We start from the raw sequence: 18,856 nt of genomic DNA, 5'->3' as shown, positions 1-18,856 counted from the left end.
CCATCAATGCCGTCTCCTTCCTGCTCTCGGCGCTGTTCATCGTCTCGGTGCGCGAGCCGGCGCGCCGCGTCGCGCCGCGCCTGGGGTTCTGGTCGGAGCTGCGCGCGGGGCGCGAGGCGTTGCGTCGCGCCCCCTTGATCGGCGCGCTGATGGGGCCGGTGGCGGTGGTCAACTTCTTCTTCGCCGCGGTACCCGTGGTCACCCCGGTGTTGGCCGAGGGCGTCCATGACGCCGGCGCCGCCGGGTTGGGGCTGCTGATGGCCTGCTTCGGCGCGGGGATGCTCGGCGGCTCGCTGGCGCTGTCGACGCGGCATCGTCCCGGCGAGCGCCGCGTGGTGCTCGCCGGGTTCCTGGTGATGGCCGGGTGTCTCGTGGTGGTTGCGCTCAGCCCCTGGCTGGCGCTCGCCGGGGCCGGACTCGTCGGGGTCGGGGTCGGGCTCAGCGCCATCAACATCACCCTCATCACCCTGTTCCAGCGTCTGCTGGAGGATGCCAGCCGGGGCAAGATCATGGCCCTGGTGACCGCCCTGGCGCTGTCGCTGCAGCCGCTGGCCTATGGCGTGATGGGCGTGGTCACGGATCTCATCCGCCCGGGTGGGGCCCTGCTGGTCAGCGCGGCGGTGATGCTGCTGATCACGCTCTGGGTTGCCCGGCTGCAAGCCCTCAAGGAGGTGTGCGTTGAATCCTGAGCAGTTCGTGCGCGCGGTCCACGACTCGGTGCCGGCCTATCGCCGCTTCCTCGCCGCGGCCGGGTTGAGCGCGCCTGGGGATTGGGCGGCGCTGCCGCTGATGGACAAGCAGGGCTATCTGCTCGCCTATCCGGTGGAGACGCTCTGTCATGGCGGCAGTCTCGAGGGTTGCCACCTGATCGGCAGTTCCTCGGGGTTCAGCCGCGGCGGCTCGACCTTCTGGCCCAAGCGCCCGGCCGACGAGGGCGACTATGTCGCCGCCATCGAGCAGATGCTGATCGCGCATCACGGCATCGAGCGCAGACGTACCCTGGTGATGGTCTGTCTCGCCCTCGGTACCTGGATCGGCGGGATGCAGCTGGCCGCGGCCCTGCGCACCCTGGCCGCCAGCGCCCGTCACCCGATCACCGTCGCGACCCCGGGGCTCAACCTGCGCGAGGCCGCAGCGCTGTATCAGCGCTTCCATCAGCAGTTCGAGCAGTGTCTGATCCTCACCAACCCGTCGAACATCAGCCTGCTCGGCGCCTTGCTGCGCGCGCACTGCCCGGACCTAGCCCCGGGCAGCGTCGCCTTCCCGGTGGTCGGCGAGTTCTTCACCGAGCGCTTCCGCGAGCAGGTGGCGCGCGACTTCGGCCACCCGGTCGAGGCCCCGTTCTGCGTCTGGACCGGCTACGGCTCGGCCGATACCGGGGATCTCGGCGTCGAGACCGCCGCGACCATCGCGCTGCGCAAGTGGCTCGCGCGCCGTCCCGAGCGGTTGCGGGCGCTGTTCGGCCGCGCCGAGGCGCCGATGCTGCTCGCGCCCACGCCCAAGGCGCTGATCGAGATCATCGGCGGCGAGATCGTGGTCACCAAGGACCAGTTGATCCCGTTGGTGCGCTACAACACCCGCGACCAGGGCGGGCTGCTCGCGCGCGCGCAGCTCGCCGCCGAGACGGGGCTGCCCGAGGCGCTGCTTGCGGCGCTGCCCGAGCAGCTCCTCTATGTCCACGGTCGGGTCAGCGACGCGCTGGTGTTCTACGGCACCAACCTGCCGGTGGCGGCGATCGGCGACTTCCTCCTCGGCCTGCCCGAGGCGTTCGGCTACGGCGGCCTGTTCCAGGTGGTGCGGCGCGAGCGCGCGGGCGTCGCGCGGCTGTTCTTCCGGGTCTTCACCCGCGACGGGGCGGGGCGCGCCGAGGACTACGGCGAGCGCCTGCTCGCCTTCCTGCGCGAGCACAGCCTCGAGTTCGCGGCCAAGTACGACAACCTCTGCGCCGCCGCCGGCGGGTCGCTGATCGAGGTCGAGCTGCGCGACATCGCCGCTCTCGACCCGAGCGTCAAGCACCGTTTCATCCTGGACGAGGAGGAGTAGCCGCATGTTTCCCTGGATCGAGTCCGAGCACCAGCTCGGACGCGCCCGCGAGATCTGGCACGCCGCGCTGGCCGCGCCCTTCTTCGCGGCCAAGTACGCCGGCATGCCGGCGCCGATGGACTGGACGCAGTGGCGCGCGCTGCCGGTGCTGAGCCGCCAGGAGCTCTACGACAACGCCTGGCCGCGGACCGGAACCATGCTCACCGTGCCGCCCGAGGGGATGATCGTGACCTCGACCGGGGGCACCAGCGGCATGGCGCGCTATACCGTGCTCACCCATGCCGAGTGGGACCGCTTCTGCGCCGAACAGGCCCGGGCGCTGGCGCTGATCGGGGTCGGGGCGAAGGACCGGGTGGCCAATCTGCTGGTCGCCGGCAGTCTGTGGCCGTCCTTCCTCGGCGGTCACGAGATCATCAAGCGCCTCGGCGCGCTGCACCTGCCGATCTCGGCCAACATCCCGGTGGAGACGGTGCTGCGCTTCTGTCGCGAGTTCCAGCCGACGGTGATGCTGAGCCTGCCGACGCTGTTCGTGTTTCTCGCCGATCTGGCGCTGCGCGACGCCATCCGCTTCCCCGGGCTGCGGCTGATCGCCTATGCCGGCGAGCACATGAGCCCGGCGGTGCGGACGCATCTGCAGCGCGCCTTCGGCGCCGAGGTCGAGATCCACGCCCTGGCCTATACCAGCGCCGACGCCGGGCTGATGGGTTATCAGTGTCGCCGCTGCGCGCCCAATGCCTATCACGTGCCGAGCGATTTCCAGCTCATCGAGGTCGTCGATATGGAGCGCGGACGGGTCGCTGAGAGCGGCGAGGAGGGCGAGCTGCTGGTGACCAACCTGGCGCGGCGCTCGCAGCCGATCGTGCGCTATCGCATCGGCGATCGCGGCTGCTATACCGGCGAGCCCTGCGCCTGCGGCGATCGCAACCCGGTGCTGCGCCTGGCCGGGCGCGCCGGCGACGACTTCAAGCTCGGCGGCGCCTATGTCGCCATGGCGGTGGTCGAGCGGGCGGTGGAGACGGTCGCCGGGCGCGACGGCATCAGCCCCAACTACTGTCTGCGCATCGCCGACGAGGCCAACCGCATCGCCCTCGAACTGGTGGTCGAGGCCGGCGACCCGACCGCCGCCGCGCCCCACGCCGAGACCCTGGTCGGCGCGCTGGAGACGGCCATCCCCGAGCTCGGGGTGGCGCGCGAGCGCGGCTATCTGGCGCGGCTCGAGGCCCGCTTCGTCGCGCTCGGCAGTCTCGAGCGCAGCCCGGTGACCGGCAAGGTCCGCCATCTGCACGACCTGAGGGTCGAGGAGCCCGCATCATGAGCGCGATCGCCTCGCTGGACGCACTGTTCGAACTCGATGCCTTCGCCGCCGGCGCGGAGGCCGACCGCCGCTTCCTCGCCGCCGTGCGCGAGGTCTGCGCCCACCACATCGCCCACTGTCCGACCTATCGCCGGCTCTGCGAGCAGGAGGGCTTCACGCCGGAGCGCCTGGCGCGCATCGACGATCTCGTCGAGCTGCCCTGGATCATGGTCAACGTCTTCAAGCGCCATCGCCTGCTCTCGGTGCCCGAGCGCGAGCTGGTGGCCACCTTCACCTCGAGCGGCACCAGCGGTCAGCAGAGCCAGATCGCCTGGGACCAGGGCTCGATGGCGCGTCAGGACGCGATGCGCGCGGCGATCGTGCGCGGGCTCGGGCTGGAGTCGAGCGAGCCGGCGAACTATCTGGTGTTCGCCTACGCGCCCGAGGTCGCCGGGGGCAAGGGCGCGGCCCATGCGCACAGCCGCTATACCGCCTTCGCGCCCGCCGCCGAGCGTTTCTTCGCCATCCACGCCGACGCCGAGGGCGCGGCGGTGTTCCGGGTCGAGGAGTGTCTGGAGCAGCTCGCGCGCTTCGCCGCGAGCGGACTGGCGCTGCGGGTGATCGGCTTCCCCGCCTTCGCCTGGCGGATGCTGCGCGAGATGGCGGCGCGCGAGCTGCGGCTCGACTTCCCGCCCGGCAGCCTGATGATCCTCGCCGGCGGCTGGAAGGCGGCCCAGGACGAGGCGGTGCCGCGCGCGCGCTTCGCCGCCGTCGCCGCCGAGCACCTCGGCATCCCGCCCGAGGCGCAGCACGACGTCTACGGCTTCGTCGAGCACGGCGTGCCCTACATGACCTGCGAGGCCGGGCGCTTCCACGTCCCGGTCTATGCCCGCGCGCTCACCCGCCGCCCCGGCGGGCTGGAGCCGCTGGGGCGGGGCGAGCCGGGACTGCTGCAGGTGATCTCGCCCTACAACCTGGCGCAGCCGGCGCTGTCGGTGCTCGCCACCGATTACGCGATCGTCGACCAGGGCTGCCCCTGCGGGCGCGGCGGGCACACGCTCGACATCATCGGGCGCGCCGGCGTCGCCAAGCACCAGGGCTGCGCGATCACCGCCGCCGAGCTGCTCAAGAGCTGAGGGAGCCACGCCATGCACAACTACATCCACGGCGAGATCGACCATGCCGAGGCGCCGCTGACCGGGGCGCGGCTGGAGGCGATCCTCTCGCGCGCGCACGCGATGAAGGCGCGGGTGGCCGCCACCCCGCAGGGCTATCTGCTCGACCTGCTCGATCGCGTCGCGCGGGCCTGGAGCGCGCCGGACTATCCCTACCGGGTCGAGGCGCTGCGGCAGCTGCCCGCGCGGATCGGCTTCAGTCCGGCGATGATCGAGGCCGGGATCGAGGTGATGGTCGACCTGCTGCGCCGCGAGAACCTGCTCACCCGCCTGGGCTGCGACCTGGGGGATGCGCGGATGCTCGACGACTGGGTGTTCGATGCCCGCTTCCAGGGGCTGGTCAAGGCCCAGCCGCTGGGGGTGCTGGCCCATGTCTCGGCCGGCAACGTCTTCGTCGGCGGGGTCGACAGCCTGATCCAGGGCATCGTCACCCGCAACGTCAACCTGATGAAGATGTCCTCGGTCGATCCGATCTTCCCGGTGCTCTTCGCCTCCAGCCTGCGCGATCACGACCAGCGCGGCGATATCGCCCGCGCGCTGGCGCTGCTGACCTGGAAGGGCGGCGATCAGGGGGTGGAGCGGGTGCTCAAGCGCGACTGCAACGCCATCGTCGTCTACGGCGGCGCCGACACCATCCGCAGCTATCGCCGCGATCTCGGGCTGCACACCCGGCTGATCGAGTACGGACCCAAGTACAGCTTCGTGATGGTCGCCGCCGATGCGCTCGAGCGGCGCGGGCTGTCCGCCTGCGCCCGACTGATCGCGCGCGATGCGGTGATGTGGGAGCAGTCGGCCTGCTCCTCGCCGCACGTGGTCTATGTCGAGGGGCGCGAGACCGCCGAGCGGCTGATGGCGGCGCTCGGCGCGGCGCTGACCTGCTGGGCCGAGGAGATCCCGCCGGGGGCGATCAGCGGCGATGCCGCGGTCGAGATCGACAAGGTGCGCGAGCTGGCCAAGGTGGAGCGGGCGATGGGCGTGGGCGACTTGCTGCACGGCGGCGGCGCCGGTTGGACGCTGGCGCTGCGCGACGATCCCGAGTTCGAGACCTCGTGCCAGCACCGTACCCTGATCATCAAGCCGGTCGATCGGCTGGAGTCGGTGATCGAGCGGGTCGCGCCGATGGGCGAGTACATCCAGACCGTGGCGCTGCTCACCGACGAGGCGCGCGCGCGGCGGCTCGGGCGCGCGCTCTCGGCGCTGGGCGCCGACCGCATGGTCGAGATCGGGCGCATGGCGGTGCGCAAGCACGGCACCCCGCACGACGGCACCCGCGGGCTGGCGACCCTGGTGCGCTGGACCTCGCTGGCGCGCGATCGGCTCGAGCAGGGCGCGGAGAGCGCGCCCTGGCGCCGGCTCGACGATTCGGGCGACAGCTTCGATTTCCTCCCCGACGCCGAGCGCGACGCCCAGACCCGCTCGCGGCTGCTGCAGGTGATCGAGGACTGTCGCCAGGGCTCGCCGCTGTTGCGCGAGCGCTATGCCGGGATCGCCCTGAGCGGACTCGACGATGTGCGTCGGCTGCCGCTGATGTCCGGCGAGGACTACAAGCTGCATCTGCCGCCGCGCGGCGACGGGCTGCTGACGGCGAGCGCGAGCGACGGCTATGTGTTCTCCAGCGGCGGCACCACCGGCGCGCCCAAGTTGGTCTATCGCACCGTCGCCGAGCAGCACGCCAACGCGCTGCGGCTCGGCAAGGGGCTGGCGCTGTCGGTGTTCGGCCCCGGCGACGTGGTCGCCAACCTGCTCTTCGCCGGCAGCATGTGGGCCTCCTTCGTCTCCTACAACCAGGCGCTGGAGGTCACCGGCTGTCGCATCCTGCCGATCTCGGGCAACCTGCCGATGGAGCAGATCGTCGAGCAGCTCACCGGCTACGGCGCCACCGCCATCATCACCATCCCCTCGGTGCTGCTGTCGCTGGCCGAGTACGTCGAGGCGCACGGGGTGGCGCTGCGCATCGACAAGGTCGCCACCGGCGGCGAGCACCTGTTCGCCGGCTCGCGCGCCTATCTCGGCCGGGTGCTCGGCATCACGCGCTTCGCCTCCACCGGCTACACCACCAACGACACCGGCGCCATCGGTTATCAGTGCGCGCACTGCGAGGGCGGGGTGCACCATGTCCACGAGGACCTGCACCATGTCGAGCTGCTCCACCCCGAGACCCTGGCGCCCGTGGGGCCGGGCGAGATCGGCAAGGTGGTGGTGACCAACCTGCAGCGGCGGCTGATGCCGACCATCCGCTACGACGTCGGCGACCTCGGGCGCTGGGTCGAGGGCGAGTGCCCCTGCGGTCGGCGCACCCGGCGCATGGAGCTGCTCGGGCGCGCCGACGACGTGCTGATCATCGGCGGCGGCAACATCCAGCCCGAGGTGGTGGCGGCGGCGATCGCCGCGGTGCCCGGGCTGGGTGCCCACTTCCAGCTGCGCGCGCGCCTCGACGGGCATCGCGATCAATTGGTGGTGCGGGTCGAGCGCGCCGCCGATACCGCGTCGGAGGACGCCGCCGGGCTCGCCGAGACGCTGTTGCGGCGCCTGCTGCACGACTCCAAGGAGATCCGCGCGATGACCGAGGCCGGGCTGGTGGCGCCGACGCGCATCGAGGTGCTGGCGCTCGACGGTATCGAGCGCAACCCCAAGACCGGCAAGATCCGGCTGACGGTGGACGAGCGCGGCTAGCGCGGCTCAGTCCCCGAGCGGCGCGCCCGCGCCGCGATAGGCCAACGCCATCAGGGTGATGTCGTCGGCCTGGGGCGTGTCGCCGGCGAAGGCGTGGACCCCGTCGAGGAGGCCCTCGACCAGGCTCCGGGGTGAGCCGGGGCCGAGCGCGCGCAGGGCCTCGCGCAGTCGCGCCTCGCCATAGAGCCCGGCCTCGGCGTCCATCGCTTCGGTGACCCCGTCGGTGTAGAGCAGCAGGCGATCGCCCGGCGCGAGCCGGGCGCGCGCGTCGCGATAGTGCGCCCCTTCCATCACCCCGAGCACCAGTTGTCGCTGCGAGGGCAGGGGTTCAACGCTGCCCTCGGCGCGCAGCAGCAGCGGCGGGTTGTGTCCGGCGTTGCTATGGATCAGCTCACCGCTGCGATGATCGAGGATGGCGTAGAACAGGGTGACGAACATGCACCGCGGGTTGTCGCGGGCGAGTTCGGCGTTGACCCGCTCGAGCACCTCGGCGGGGCCGCGCCCGGGCGTGCTCGTCGCCTTGACCAGGGTCTTGGCCACCGCCATGAACAGCGCCGCCGGCACCCCCTTGCCGGCGACATCGGCGATCACCAGACAGTGATGCTCGGCATCGAGGGCGAAGCAGTCGTAGAAGTCGCCACCGACCTCGCGTGCCGGCTCGACCAGGGCGTGGAGCTCGAAGGCGGGGTGCGGCGCCAGCCGTCGCGGCAGGATCGAGAGCTGGATGTCGTGGGCGATGTGCAGCTCGCTGGCGATGCGCGCCTGGGCGGCGGTGCTGGCGGTGAGACGCTCGATGTGATCGCGCAGCGAGCGGGTCATGGTGGCGAAGCCGACGGTGAGGTCGCCGATCTCGTCGGCGCGCGGGTGGACCGGAAGCGGGGTGTCGAGTCGTCCCGCGGCGACCTCGCGGGTCGCCGCGACCAGTCGGCGCAGCGGTCGGGTGATGGCGCGTGCGCTGAGGGTGATCGCCACCAGCATCAGCGCCAGCCCGAGCAGGCCGATGGCGCTGGTGGTCAGCGCCAGGGCGCGGACGTCGTCGTCGATCTCCTCGGCCGGCAGCACTACCACCAGGGTCCAGCCGGGGGGGGCGACCGGGGCGTGATAGAGACGGATGGGATCGCCCGAGACATCGACCCCGTCGATCACGCCGGGGTGCCCCGAGAGCAGTTCGGCGGCGCGTTCGGGATGATGATCGAGCCCGAGCGCCTCGGGCACGGCGTGGATGTCGCGGCGCAGCGCCAGACCGGCCAGGGGATGGGTGATGAAGGTGCCCCCGGCGTCGAGCAGTGCGGCGTGACCGCTGTCGAGGAGGCGCAGCGCGGCGACCTCGCGGGTGAGTCGGTCGAGGTTCAGGTCGAGGCTCACCCGACCGCCGTCGAAGGCGGCGCTCAGCGTCACCATGCGCGCCTGACCGAGGTCGTCGTCGAAGTAGGGGGGCGACCAGGACAGCCCGTCAACCGGCGCCGGGTGGGGCAGGGGCGTGTCCGTCGGGCCGCGTTCGACCTCGCGCCCGTCCAGACACTCGACCTCGGTGCCGCGCCAACGGCAGTCATGGTCGCGTGGGCGTGGCGTGCCGGTCGGGGCCGGGGCGAAGAGCAGGGCGCCGCCGAGGACGTCGCGGTTGTCGGCGATGCCCTGACGCAGCAGTTCGCGCGCGCCGGCGTCGTCGAAGTGGCCGTGGTTGAGCGCCGCGGCCAGCGCGCGGGCGGTGCGGGCGGCTGCGCTCAGCGGGATCTCGAGGGCGTTGGCGGTGGCCTCGGTCTGGAGGCGCGCGCCGCGGTCGATCTCGGCCTCGAGGGTGGCGAGCGAGCGCAGATAGTCGACCCCGAGTACCGCGAGCAGGATCGCCGAGGTGTAGAGCGAGACGATCAGGCTCAGCCGGGCGGCGATGCTCGGGCGTCTCATCGGCGTGGTTGGCCGGGGAGGCGCATGGTCAGGCGCAGCAGGTTGCCGTCGTCGACCCGACGGTAGTCGAGGGCGTCGACCAGACGGCGGACCAGCACCCAGCCGAGACCGCCGACCGGGCGTGTCGCCAGCGGTCGCGTCAGGTCCGGTGTCGGCGCGCGGGTGCCGTCGAAGGGGATGCCGCCGTCGCGGATCTCGATCGTCAGGCGGTCGTCGGCGTGGTGGGTGCTGATCTCGACCCAGCCTGGCGCATCGACGGGGTAGGCGTGGGTACAGAGGTTGACGAAGACCTCCTCGACGGCCAGCTCCAGCCGTCCCCGGGCCTCGGCTGCGAGCCCGGCCCCTTCGGCCGCCGCGACGACGAAGGCCAGCGCCCGGGGCAGGGCCGCGGTCTCGGCCGGGAGTTCGAGCCGCTGGGTCGTCACCGGCCCCTAGGCGGCGTCGAGCGCCGTGGCGACGGAGTCGTAAGTCTTGAAGATGGCGTCGAGTCCCGCCATCTCGAACACGTCGCGGACATTGCCGGTGAGGCTGGCGAGCAACAGGACGCCGCCCTGCTGCTGCAAGGCCTTGGCGGTGACGATCAGCGAGCGCAGCCCGGCGCTGCTGATGTAGGTGAGCCCGGCGAGGTCGAGTACGATGCGGGTGGCGCCGTCATCGATGAGCGCGAGCGCCCGGGCCTCGTAGCTCGGCGCGGTGAGGGTGTCGAGCCTGCCGCGGAGGGCGATGATCTGCGCACTGGGTGTCTGCTGAACGGCTAGCTCCATGGTTCAATCTCCTCGTTGCGGAGCGCTGTGCTGAGGGTGGTTGGAGGACACCAGCGGCGTTGTGTCGGTGCCCCGCTGGAGCCGAGGGGCACTTGTGGGGAATGGCCGTCAGCCTGGGTGGCTGGCGAGGATGTCAAGGCCCGGTTCCTGGTCGCAGAAAGGCGGGCAGCCCGCAAGCTGCTCTCCGACTGGCTGGGTCGGCGCCTCATGGACCGGGAGCGCGGCGTCGGTGGATAGCCAAGAATGCATGAGCAGGACGGCCGAAGCGGCCCCCAGCGCTGATTTGATCAACATCGTTGTCAGTCCCTTTTCGCATCACTGCCGACATGGCTGTGGGCGTCATGATGCTAGCACCCGTCTCGCTCGTATTGGAAGGCGGGGTGGGGCAGGCGCTGTCGGCGGCGCTGCATCCCGATCGCGATCCGCTGGCCCTTGGCCGACCCGCGGCTGGTCGCTCCGCCTGTCCGTGCCGACTCCTGGCGGGCCTCTTGGCATGCTCTAATCGGCGGGCCGATACGAGGAAGAAGGGGATGATCGCCGCCTTCTCGATGCATTTCGATGCCATGGGTCGTGTTCCCGCGCTCGCTGTCCGCTTGGTAGGGATGGACTCAACTCGAAGGAAGTCGAGGGTGTATGGATTCGCTGTGTGATGTGTACAGTCGACGGGGTGGCCGCTCGGGTGAGCGGCGATCCTGGCAATTTGGCTGGCTGGTCGGTGTCGCCGGGCTGGTGTGTTGGGGGCAGGCACAGGGCGCCGCGCGCACCGAGGCCGATCAGATCGCGGGTCTGCTCGATCTGCTGGAGACCGAGACGCAGCTGGCCACCCGTAGCGGGATGAACGCCGACTTCGTCCCCGGGATGGCGACCATCCTGCTCGGTGACGAGATGCTGGCGCGCGGTGCGCGCACCGTCTGGGAGGCGCTGGCGCTGGTCCCGGGGATGAGCCCGGCGCTCGAGGTGACCGGTGAGCGACAGGTCCTCAGTCGTGGCGTCGGACACGGTTATGGCTCGGGCAACATCAAGGTGCTGCTCGACGGCATGTCGATGAACTCGACCCTGATGGCCACCGCCAATCCGGTGCTCAACATGCCCATCGAGCAGATCGAGCGCATCGAGGTGATTCGCGGGCCGGGTTCGTCGGTCCATGGCGAGTATGCCTTTGCCGGTGTGGTCAATGTCATCACGCGCACCCGAGAGCGCGTGCTCGGGGGCATGGCTGCAGAAGGCGGCGCTCAGGGTGTGACCGGGCGCTGGTTCTGGGAGGACCGGGCGCGTGATCTGGAGGTCTCGGTCAACCTGGCCGGCACCCAGGGCGATGGCGGCAAGGCGTGGGTCGAGCGCGATGCCCTCGACCCGCTCGGACTCGACGGGCTGTCGAATGCGCCGGGACCGGCCAATGCCGCGTTTCGCTATCGTGCCCTCCTCACTGATCTGCGCTGGGGCGCGAGCTTTGCCAAGCTGCGGCTGATCGACGACGCCAATGGCGATCATTTCGGCATCAACCATTTCCTCCCGCCCGACGACGGCAATCTGGCCGCGCGCCAGCGCTATGTGGCGCTGCAGCTGGGCCACCGGATGGCGCTCTCCGAGACGCTCGAACTCGAGCTGCGGGCCGAGGCCATCGAGCATGAACGTGATCGCGATCGATTGTTCGTCTTTCCTGCCGGCTATCTGGCCGATGAGGCGGTGTTCATGGATCAGGACTACCGCGAGCAGCGCTACGAGGCCGTCGCCGATCTCCATTGGTACGGGTTGGAGGGACACGCGCTGCTGCTCGGTCTGGAGGCGGCCCATGTCGAGATCGACGAGGCGAGCTGGGCGTGGTCGGGATTGCCGTTCGCGCTCGAGCCGGAATGGCTCGACACCGCCCGCTCGCGGCGGATCCTCAGTGCGCTGATACAGGACCAGTTCAACCTCGGCGAGCGGGTGATGCTGACCGCGACGCTGCGCTACGACGACTACAGCGACGTCGGCTCGCTGGTCAGTCCGCGGCTCGCTGCGGTCTGGCGGATCGACGCGTCGAACATCCTCAAGCTGCAGTACGCCCGTGCCTTCCGTCCGCCGACCTTCTACGAACTGGAATACGCCCCGGCAGGTGATCTGCACGCCGGCGAGATCGCCAGCTATGAGCTTGGCTATATCTTCAAGCGACCGACTTGGGAGGCGCGACTGATCCTCTTCCACTCCGATCTCACCCGCCCGATCCAGTTCGACGACCAGGGTCTCGACGGTTTCGTCAATGGACCGGATGCTCGGCTGCAGGGGGTCGAGCTGGAGTACCAGCACCGCTTCGGTGCTCGTTTCAAGATCGACGCCAACCTCTCGCTGGTCGATGCGCGTCGGCGTGACAGCGATGAGCCGCTGGCCGGCGGCGCCGACCTGCTGGCCAATCTCGCGCTGCTCTGGCGACCGCACGAGCGCTGGACCGCTGCATTGCAGCTGCGCCATGTCGGGCCGCGACATCGCGCCGAGCGCGATCCGCGCGATGCGGTCGATGCCAGTACCCAGCTCGACCTGACGCTGAGCTATCGCCAGGTCGGCGGTGGTCCCTTCCTGCACCTCGGGGTGAAGAACCTGACCGATACCGAGGTCTGGCTCCCCGACCAGCTCACCAGTTATGACGGCGTCGGGCTGGTCTATCCCGATGGCTATCCGACGCCGGGGCGGCGCTGGTGGCTGTCGGTCGGATACAGCTTCTGAGGGCGCTCCGATGTCGCGATGGCGCGTGCTCATCACTCCTCTTGCGCTCTGCTGGCCGCTGCTGCTGGGGGGCTGGCTGTATACCGGGCAGGCAATGGCCGAGCGGACCGGGCTGTGGCCGGAGGACGAGCAGCGATTGCGCGTCGGGTTGAAGCTCTTCCCCGCCTGTCTGGGGGCGCTCGAGGGGTTGGAGAGGCATCTCGGCGCGGGTGATGTGCTGCACGTGGTGGTGGTCTACGAAGGTGCGTTGGATACCGCGCGTCAGGCGGCCCAGGTGCTCGGGGGGGTTGCCACGGTGCGTGATCATCCACTGCGGGTCGAGACCCTGCCCGCCCACGAACTCGATGCCGAACGCTGGCGCCGGGGGCCGCCGGGGGCGATCTTCGTCGCCACCCCGGGTCTGTCGAGCGGACAGCTGCGCACCTGGTCGCGCGAGCACGGTGTGCTGGTATTCTCCCCCTTTGCCGGCGACGTCGAGCGTGGCGCCGTGGCCGGTCTGCACGTGGCCGACCGTATCCTGCCGCTGGTCAATCTCGGGCAGGCCGAGCGTGCCGGGATTCGGTTCCGCTCCTTCTTCCTGCAGGTGGCCAAGATCCATGAATAAAGGCGCAATGGTGATGCTGGGCCAGGCGTCGCTGAGATTCGAGCGAGTATTGGCGCTGATCTTCGCGCTGCTGGGTGCCACCATCATCGCCGTCAGCAGCGTCTACTGGATGTTCGCGCTCGAACCCCTGTTGCGCGAGCACTACGAGAGCCAGTCACGCGCCTTTGCCCAGGCCCAGGCCCCGGGACTCGAGCGGCTGCTCGACGGTACGGCCCGCCCCGAGTATCTGCGTGGCGAGCTGCAGGCGGCGCTCGATGCCATCCTGCTGCTCGAGGACCAGTCGACCGGCATCGCCTTCATCCATCGCATCGAGCTGGTGCTCGACTACGACATGCTGGATCTGCCCAAGGGGTGTCTCGACATGACGCGTGGCGACCTGGGCTGCGAGAGTTGCGTGCTGGTGCCGATCGCGCTCTATCACCCGCGCGACCATCTGCTCATCGGGGTGGTCCGGTTCTACGCCAATCCCGAGTTCCTGCAGCAGCTGATCGCCGGGGTGCGTGGCAAACTGCTGTGGGGTGCGGGGACAATGTTGGTGCTGATCACCCTGGCCTGGGTCGGTATCAGCCGCTTGCTGCGCCGCCTCGGCGAGAGCGAGTCCAACCTGCGCAATGTCTTCGAGGCGGCCTCTTTCCCGATGGTGCTCCACGAGCCGGGGCGGCGCAGCCTGTCGCGGGCCAACGAGGCGGCGCGCCGTTATCTCGCGCTGGAGGGGATGGCCGGCGATCTGAACAGTGAGGACTGGCGCTATCTGCTTGCCGCCGGACTGCCGAGCGGTGATGGCGAGCAGCGCGAGATGTGTATCCCGACCGAGGACGGCGAGTTGCGCTGGGCGCTGGTGTCGACGGTCGAGCTGCGCTTCTCGGGAGGTCAGGGGCGGCTGGTGTCGCTGGTCGATGTCACCCGACTGAAGGCGATCCAGGAGGAGCTGCGCGCGGCCTCCTTCACCGATGGGTTGACCGGCCTCTACAACCGCCGCTATCTGTTCTCGATGCTGGGCAAGGAGGTGGACATGTTCCACCGCTATCATCAGCCGCTGTCGATCTTTCTCTTCGATCTCGACGACTTCAAGAAGATCAACGATCAGTACGGCCATCCGGTGGGCGACGAGGTGCTGGTGCGGGTGGCCGAGGAGCTGCGCCAGTGCGTTCGCGAGGTCGATGTGATCGGGCGTTATGGTGGCGAGGAGTTCATGGTGATCCTGCCCCATGCCCATCTCTCGGCGGCCCGTGAGGTGGCCGAGCGGATCCGGGTGCAGGTCAGCGCGCTGGGGTGGCCGCAGGCGGGGTTGCGGGTGACCATCAGTGGCGGTGTGTGCGAGTTCAACGGCGTCTCCGTCGACGCCTTCGTCAAGCTCGCCGACGACAGCCTCTATCGGGCGAAGAAGGCGGGCAAGGATCAGGTCTTGACCGATATGTCGCCAACCGGGGTTGAATTGCTCGATCAACGCCCCGACATTGGGGGCGCTCGCCAGCATGGGCGAGACGGATGAACCGACCGTCAGTTACGTTTAAGGGAGATAGTCAATGAAACGCATGCCAGCCAGCGCTGTCGCCGGCGTCCTCGCCGTCGCGCTCGCCAGTGTCGCCTCCGCCGCCGAGCTCAAGCCCGAGGATCAGATCCAGTACCGTCAGGCCGGCTACAGCTTCATGGCTTGGAACATGGGTAAGATCAAGGCCAACCTCCAGGGTGACTTTGATCAGGGGCAGGTCGAGGCCGCGGCCAACGCCATCGCCGCGATCGCCAACTCGGGCATGGGCGCGCTCTACGGTCCCGGCACCGACAAGGACGTGGGCGACGTCGAGACCGACGTCAAGCCCGAGTTCTTCGAGAACATGGAAGAGGTCGGCAAGGTGGCGCGTAACTTCATCGCCGCCGCCAACAACATGGCCGAGGTCGCCGCCGCTGGCGATCAGGCCGCGGTGCAGGATGCCTTCGGCAAGCTCGGCCAGAGCTGCAAGTCCTGTCACGACAAGTTCCGCGCCGACGACTGATCGCCCGGCCCGGGTCCGGTGACGGACCCATGGAACGACGAGGCCGCCTCCGGGCGGCCTCTTGCGTTATCGCCTCACCAGGCCGGGATGCTGCCCGGCGGTGGTGGCGGTGGCGGGGCGGGCAAGAGCCCGCCGGCGGCGATCCACACCACCAGTGCCGCGACCAGCAGCGCGAACACCAGGGCGATCGGTCCACCGCCGCGCGCCGAGGGGATGGCGGGGTCGTCGACCTCCTTGGCGCCGTTGATCATCGGGATGACCAGGTTGTTCTTGCGCACCAGGGCGTAGAACAGCATCGCCGCCACGTGCAGCGAGACCAGCGCGATGATCAGCCAGTAGGCCTGGCGGTGCAGCCCGATCAGCCAGTCGCTGACGTCCTTGGAGACCAGCGGGTAGAGCGGTCCCTCGAAGGCGATGTCGTCGTTGCCGAACAGGCCGGTGAGGGTCTGGATGGCGAGGATGCCGAGCAGCACCAGCACCGAGACCGCGCCGAGCGGGTTGTGGCCGACGCCGTGCCAGCGTCCACGCAGGTAGTCGAGCACCGCGCGCGGGCCGCGCACGAACTGGCTGAAGCGGGCATAGGTCGAGCCGACCACCCCCCAGGTGACGCGAAAGGCGATCAGACCGGCGATCGCCAGCCCGATCCAGCCGTGCCAGGTCATCAGGTTGCCGCCGATCTCGCCGGTGACGTAGGCCGCCACCACCAGCACGAACAGCAGCCAGTGCACGGCCCGGGTCGGCAGATCCCAGAGCCGGATACGGTATGCTTGCATGATGATCGATCCATGGTTCGGTTGAGTCCGGGACGTGATCGGTCACGACCCGGATAAGGGCCGTCGCGCCTCGGGCGGCGACGGTTCCGGACGGCGGGCGCTGACGATCGTCGTTGCGCGCGCTGGCCGCGCGGCGGGACAATCCCGGCACGGGCTCGCGGCCCGCCCGCCGCGGGGTTCGACGCCCGCGCTCGCCATCAGTTTCACCCACCGGGCCGAACCCTGCCAAGCACGCCCCGGCGGACAATCGCTTTTTTCGGAGACACGACCCAATGACCCCAGCAGTGGTGCTGCTCAGCGGTGGCCTCGACTCGACCACCGTGCTTGCGATCGCCAAGGACCAGGGCTTCGCCCCCCATGCGCTGTCGTTTCGCTATGGTCAGCGCCATGGCTGCGAGCTCGACGCCGCCGCGCGGGTGGCCGCGCAGCTCGGGGTGGTCGAGCATGTGATCGCCGATATCGATCTGCGTCGTTTCGGCGGCTCGGCGCTGACCGCCGACATCGCGGTGCCCAAGGGGCGCTCCGCGGAGGAGATGGACTCGGCGATCCCGGTCACCTATGTCCCGGCGCGCAACACGGTGTTTCTCTCCTTCGCCCTGGCCTGGGCCGAGACCCTGGGGGCGAGCGACATCTTCATCGGTGTCAACGCCCTCGACTACTCCGGCTATCCCGACTGTCGCCCCGAGTACATCGCCGCTTACGAGCAGATGGCCAACCTCGCCACCGTCGCCGGGGTCGAGGGGCGTCAGCGGTTGCGGATCCACACCCCGCTGATCGACCTGACCAAGGCCGGGATCATCCAGCGCGGACTGGCGCTCGGCGTCGACTACGCCCTCACCTCCAGCTGCTACGACCCCGACGCGCACGGCCGTCCCTGCGGCGGCTGCGATTCCTGCCTGCTGCGCGCCAAGGGCTTCGCCGAGGCCGGGGTCGCCGATCCACTGCTCAACCGATTCGAGAACCCATGACCGAACGTCTTCTCCATGTCGCCGCCGCCCCCTTCGAGGCGGCCCGTCACGTCTCCGTGCTGCCTGCCGAGCACCGTTGCCGCGCGCTCCACGGCCACAGCTTCCTCGCCCGGGTGCGCACCGAGCTGGCGCCCGGCTGGGCGCCCTTTGCCGGCGCCGAGACCGACACGCTGCGCGAGCGTCTCGCCGAGGCGGTCGCGCCGCTCGACTATGCCGATCTCAACACCCGGCTGCGGGTGCCCACCGACGAGAACCTGGCGCGCTGGGTGCGCGATCATCTCGCCCTCGACGGGGTCGAATCGGTCGGTATCCACAGTACCCGCGACCAGGGCGTCGACCTCGATGCCGACGGCCATTGCCATCTGTGGCGACGCTTCCGTTTCGAGTCCGCCCACCAGCTGCCCAACGTCCCCGAGGGGCACCAATGCGGGCGGATGCACGGTCACGGCTTCGAGGTCATCCTCCATGCCGACCAGACCCTGGCCGAGGACCAGGACATGGGTGTCGACTACGACTGTATCGACGCCCTCTGGGCGCCGCTCGGCGCCACCCTCGATCATGCCTGTCTCAACGACATCCCCGGGCTCGAGAACCCCACCAGCGAGATGCTCGCCGCCTGGATCTGGGCGCGGCTCAAGCCCGAGTTCGCGCCGCTGTCCTGGGTCAGCGTCTACGAGACGGCGACCGCCGGCTGCCAGTTCGACGGTAGCAGCTACCGGATCTGGAAGGAGCAGCGTTTCGAGAGCGCGCTCAGCCTGAGCGCCGCGCCCGAGGGCGATGCGCGCCGTCGGCTGCACGGTCACAGCTATCTGCTGCGGTTGCATCTGTGTGCGCCGCTCGATCGGGTGATGGGCTGGACGGTCGACTACGGCGACGTCAAGCGGCTGTTCAAGCCGGTCTATGCGCGGCTCGACCATCACCGTCTCGACACCCTGCCGGGGATCGATCAGGCCGCGCCGGGCGCGCTGGCGCGCTGGATCCGCGCCGAGGTCGGCGATGCGCTGCCCGCGCTCGATCGGATCGACCTGCACCAGACCCCGGGTTGTGGCGCGGTGCTCAGCTGGGGGCCGCAGGGCCCGGCGCTGCCGGTATGAGCTACGCGGTCAAGGAGGTCTTCTACACCCTCCAGGGCGAGGGCGCCCAGGCCGGGCGCGCGGCGGTGTTCTGTCGCTTCGCCGGTTGCAACCTGTGGTCGGGGCTGGAGCGCGATCGCGCCACCGCCCGGTGTCGCTTCTGCGATACCGATTTTCGCGGCACCGATGGCGCCGGCGGCGGGTATTTCGTCGACGCCGAGCGACTCGCCGCGCACATCGCCGCGTGCTGGCCGCGCGATGCCGACCCTGAGGCCATCCCTTATGTGGTGTGTACCGGCGGCGAGCCGGCGCTGCAGCTCGATGTCGCCCTGATCGCGGCACTGCACGCGCATGGCTTCGAGGTTGGCGTCGAGAGCAACGGCACCCTGGCACTGCCGGCGGGGATCGACTGGGTCTGTATCAGCCCCAAGGCCGGGACCGAGCTGATGGTGCGCCGTGGCGACGAACTCAAGCTGGTCTATCCGCAGCCCGGCGCCGAGCCCGAGCGCTATGTCGGACTCGCCTTCGAGCACCGTATCCTCCAGCCGCTCGACGACGCCGAGCGCGCGGCCCACACCGAGGCCGCCGCCGCTCACTGCCTCGCCGATCCGCGCTGGCGGCTCGGCATCCAGATGCACAAGCTCGTCGGGCTGCCCTGAGGTCGGCCGCCAGCCGCCAGCGGATTGAACCGCAAAGCCGCAAAGGGCGCGCAGGGATTCAAGCTGCCAGCCATCAGCGGCCAGCCGCCAGTGGATGGTCGGCGTCGACGATAGCGCCACTCCCCATTCGCTGTCAGCGACCGGTTGGCGTGCGTTTCCGACCAACACTCGAAGACAGGCAGTCACTGGCGGCTGGAGGCTGATCGCTGGAAGCTGCTTTGAACCGCAAAG

The 18,856-nt window shown here is 69.9% G+C and carries 16 protein-coding genes; 12 read left to right on the top strand and 4 right to left on the bottom strand.

What is annotated here, in order from left to right:
- From EBL85_RS13985 to EBL85_RS13965, 5 genes are all read left to right on the top strand, one after another.
- On the top strand, window positions 1-689 hold a 689-nt coding region (locus tag EBL85_RS13985), incomplete at its 5' end, for an MFS transporter (protein ID WP_190288093.1).
- Window positions 679-2,043, top strand: a complete 1,365-nt coding sequence (locus EBL85_RS13980) for a phenylacetate--CoA ligase (protein ID WP_123143229.1) — start codon at window positions 679-681, stop codon at window positions 2,041-2,043. The genes EBL85_RS13985 and EBL85_RS13980, both read left to right, overlap by 11 nt.
- 4 nt (window positions 2,044-2,047) lie before the next feature.
- The gene (locus tag EBL85_RS13975) at window positions 2,048-3,358 is read left to right on the top strand and encodes a phenylacetate--CoA ligase family protein (RefSeq protein WP_123140863.1); all 1,311 of its coding nucleotides are present in this window, start codon (window positions 2,048-2,050) and stop codon (window positions 3,356-3,358) included.
- Complete coding sequence (locus EBL85_RS13970) at window positions 3,355-4,473, top strand: acyl-protein synthetase (protein ID WP_123143228.1); 1,119 nt, start codon at window positions 3,355-3,357, stop codon at window positions 4,471-4,473. The genes EBL85_RS13975 and EBL85_RS13970 overlap by 4 nt, the downstream gene beginning before the upstream one ends.
- Window positions 4,474-4,485: 12 nt before the next feature.
- Window positions 4,486-7,185: an acyl-CoA reductase gene (locus tag EBL85_RS13965; RefSeq protein ID WP_123143227.1), complete on the top strand. Its 2,700-nt coding sequence runs from the start codon at window positions 4,486-4,488 to the stop codon at window positions 7,183-7,185.
- A gap of 6 nt (window positions 7,186-7,191) precedes the next feature.
- Here EBL85_RS13965 and EBL85_RS13960 read toward each other — a convergent pair whose 3' ends face one another.
- The 3 genes from EBL85_RS13960 to EBL85_RS13950 are packed head-to-tail and all read right to left on the bottom strand — an operon-like array spanning window position 7,192 to window position 9,854.
- Window positions 7,192-9,090 (bottom strand): PP2C family protein-serine/threonine phosphatase, encoded by a 1,899-nt coding sequence (locus tag EBL85_RS13960; RefSeq protein ID WP_123143226.1) that lies wholly within the window; start codon window positions 9,088-9,090, stop codon window positions 7,192-7,194.
- The gene (locus tag EBL85_RS13955; RefSeq protein ID WP_123143225.1) at window positions 9,087-9,515 is read right to left on the bottom strand and encodes an ATP-binding protein; all 429 of its coding nucleotides are present in this window, start codon (window positions 9,513-9,515) and stop codon (window positions 9,087-9,089) included. Before EBL85_RS13955 ends, EBL85_RS13960 begins: the two co-directional genes overlap by 4 nt.
- A gap of 6 nt (window positions 9,516-9,521) precedes the next feature.
- A complete protein-coding gene (locus tag EBL85_RS13950) occupies window positions 9,522-9,854 on the bottom strand; it encodes an STAS domain-containing protein (RefSeq protein ID WP_123143224.1) in 333 nt (110 codons plus the stop codon).
- Between the two features lie 633 nt (window positions 9,855-10,487).
- On the opposite strand from EBL85_RS13950, the gene EBL85_RS13940 reads away from it, so the two are divergent.
- From EBL85_RS13940 to EBL85_RS13925, 4 genes are read left to right on the top strand one after another with little or no spacing between them, the layout of a single operon-like run.
- Window positions 10,488-12,554: a TonB-dependent siderophore receptor gene (locus EBL85_RS13940; RefSeq protein WP_123143222.1), complete on the top strand. Its 2,067-nt coding sequence runs from the start codon at window positions 10,488-10,490 to the stop codon at window positions 12,552-12,554.
- A 25-nt stretch (window positions 12,555-12,579) separates the two neighbouring features.
- The gene (locus tag EBL85_RS13935; RefSeq protein WP_223806156.1) at window positions 12,580-13,158 is read left to right on the top strand and encodes a YfiR family protein; all 579 of its coding nucleotides are present in this window, start codon (window positions 12,580-12,582) and stop codon (window positions 13,156-13,158) included.
- Window positions 13,151-14,650, top strand: a complete 1,500-nt coding sequence (locus tag EBL85_RS13930) for a diguanylate cyclase (protein ID WP_223806155.1) — start codon at window positions 13,151-13,153, stop codon at window positions 14,648-14,650. Before EBL85_RS13935 ends, EBL85_RS13930 begins: the two co-directional genes overlap by 8 nt.
- Before the next feature lie 34 nt (window positions 14,651-14,684).
- Entirely contained in the window at window positions 14,685-15,152 is a 468-nt protein-coding gene (locus EBL85_RS13925) for a cytochrome c (RefSeq protein ID WP_123140873.1), read from the top strand.
- Between the two features lie 74 nt (window positions 15,153-15,226).
- Here EBL85_RS13925 and EBL85_RS13920 read toward each other — a convergent pair whose 3' ends face one another.
- Entirely contained in the window at window positions 15,227-15,925 is a 699-nt protein-coding gene (locus EBL85_RS13920; RefSeq protein ID WP_123143220.1) for a cytochrome b/b6 domain-containing protein, read from the bottom strand.
- Between the two features lie 272 nt (window positions 15,926-16,197).
- On the opposite strand from EBL85_RS13920, the gene queC reads away from it, so the two are divergent.
- From queC to queE, 3 genes are read left to right on the top strand one after another with little or no spacing between them, the layout of a single operon-like run.
- Window positions 16,198-16,893, top strand: a complete 696-nt coding sequence (queC, locus tag EBL85_RS13915) for a 7-cyano-7-deazaguanine synthase QueC (protein WP_123140875.1) — start codon at window positions 16,198-16,200, stop codon at window positions 16,891-16,893.
- Window positions 16,890-17,987: a 6-carboxytetrahydropterin synthase gene (locus tag EBL85_RS13910; RefSeq protein WP_123143219.1), complete on the top strand. Its 1,098-nt coding sequence runs from the start codon at window positions 16,890-16,892 to the stop codon at window positions 17,985-17,987. Before queC ends, EBL85_RS13910 begins: the two co-directional genes overlap by 4 nt.
- The gene (gene queE, locus EBL85_RS13905; protein WP_123143218.1) at window positions 17,984-18,625 is read left to right on the top strand and encodes a 7-carboxy-7-deazaguanine synthase; all 642 of its coding nucleotides are present in this window, start codon (window positions 17,984-17,986) and stop codon (window positions 18,623-18,625) included. Before EBL85_RS13910 ends, queE begins: the two co-directional genes overlap by 4 nt.
- Window positions 18,626-18,856 lie beyond the last annotated feature (231 nt).

It is taken from the genome of Marichromatium sp. AB32 (genome assembly GCF_003718675.1).
Lineage (GTDB): Bacteria > Pseudomonadota > Gammaproteobacteria > Chromatiales > Chromatiaceae > Marichromatium > Marichromatium gracile.
Note: the sequence above shows the minus strand (reverse complement) of the source record. Positions and strands in the feature narration are given on the sequence as shown.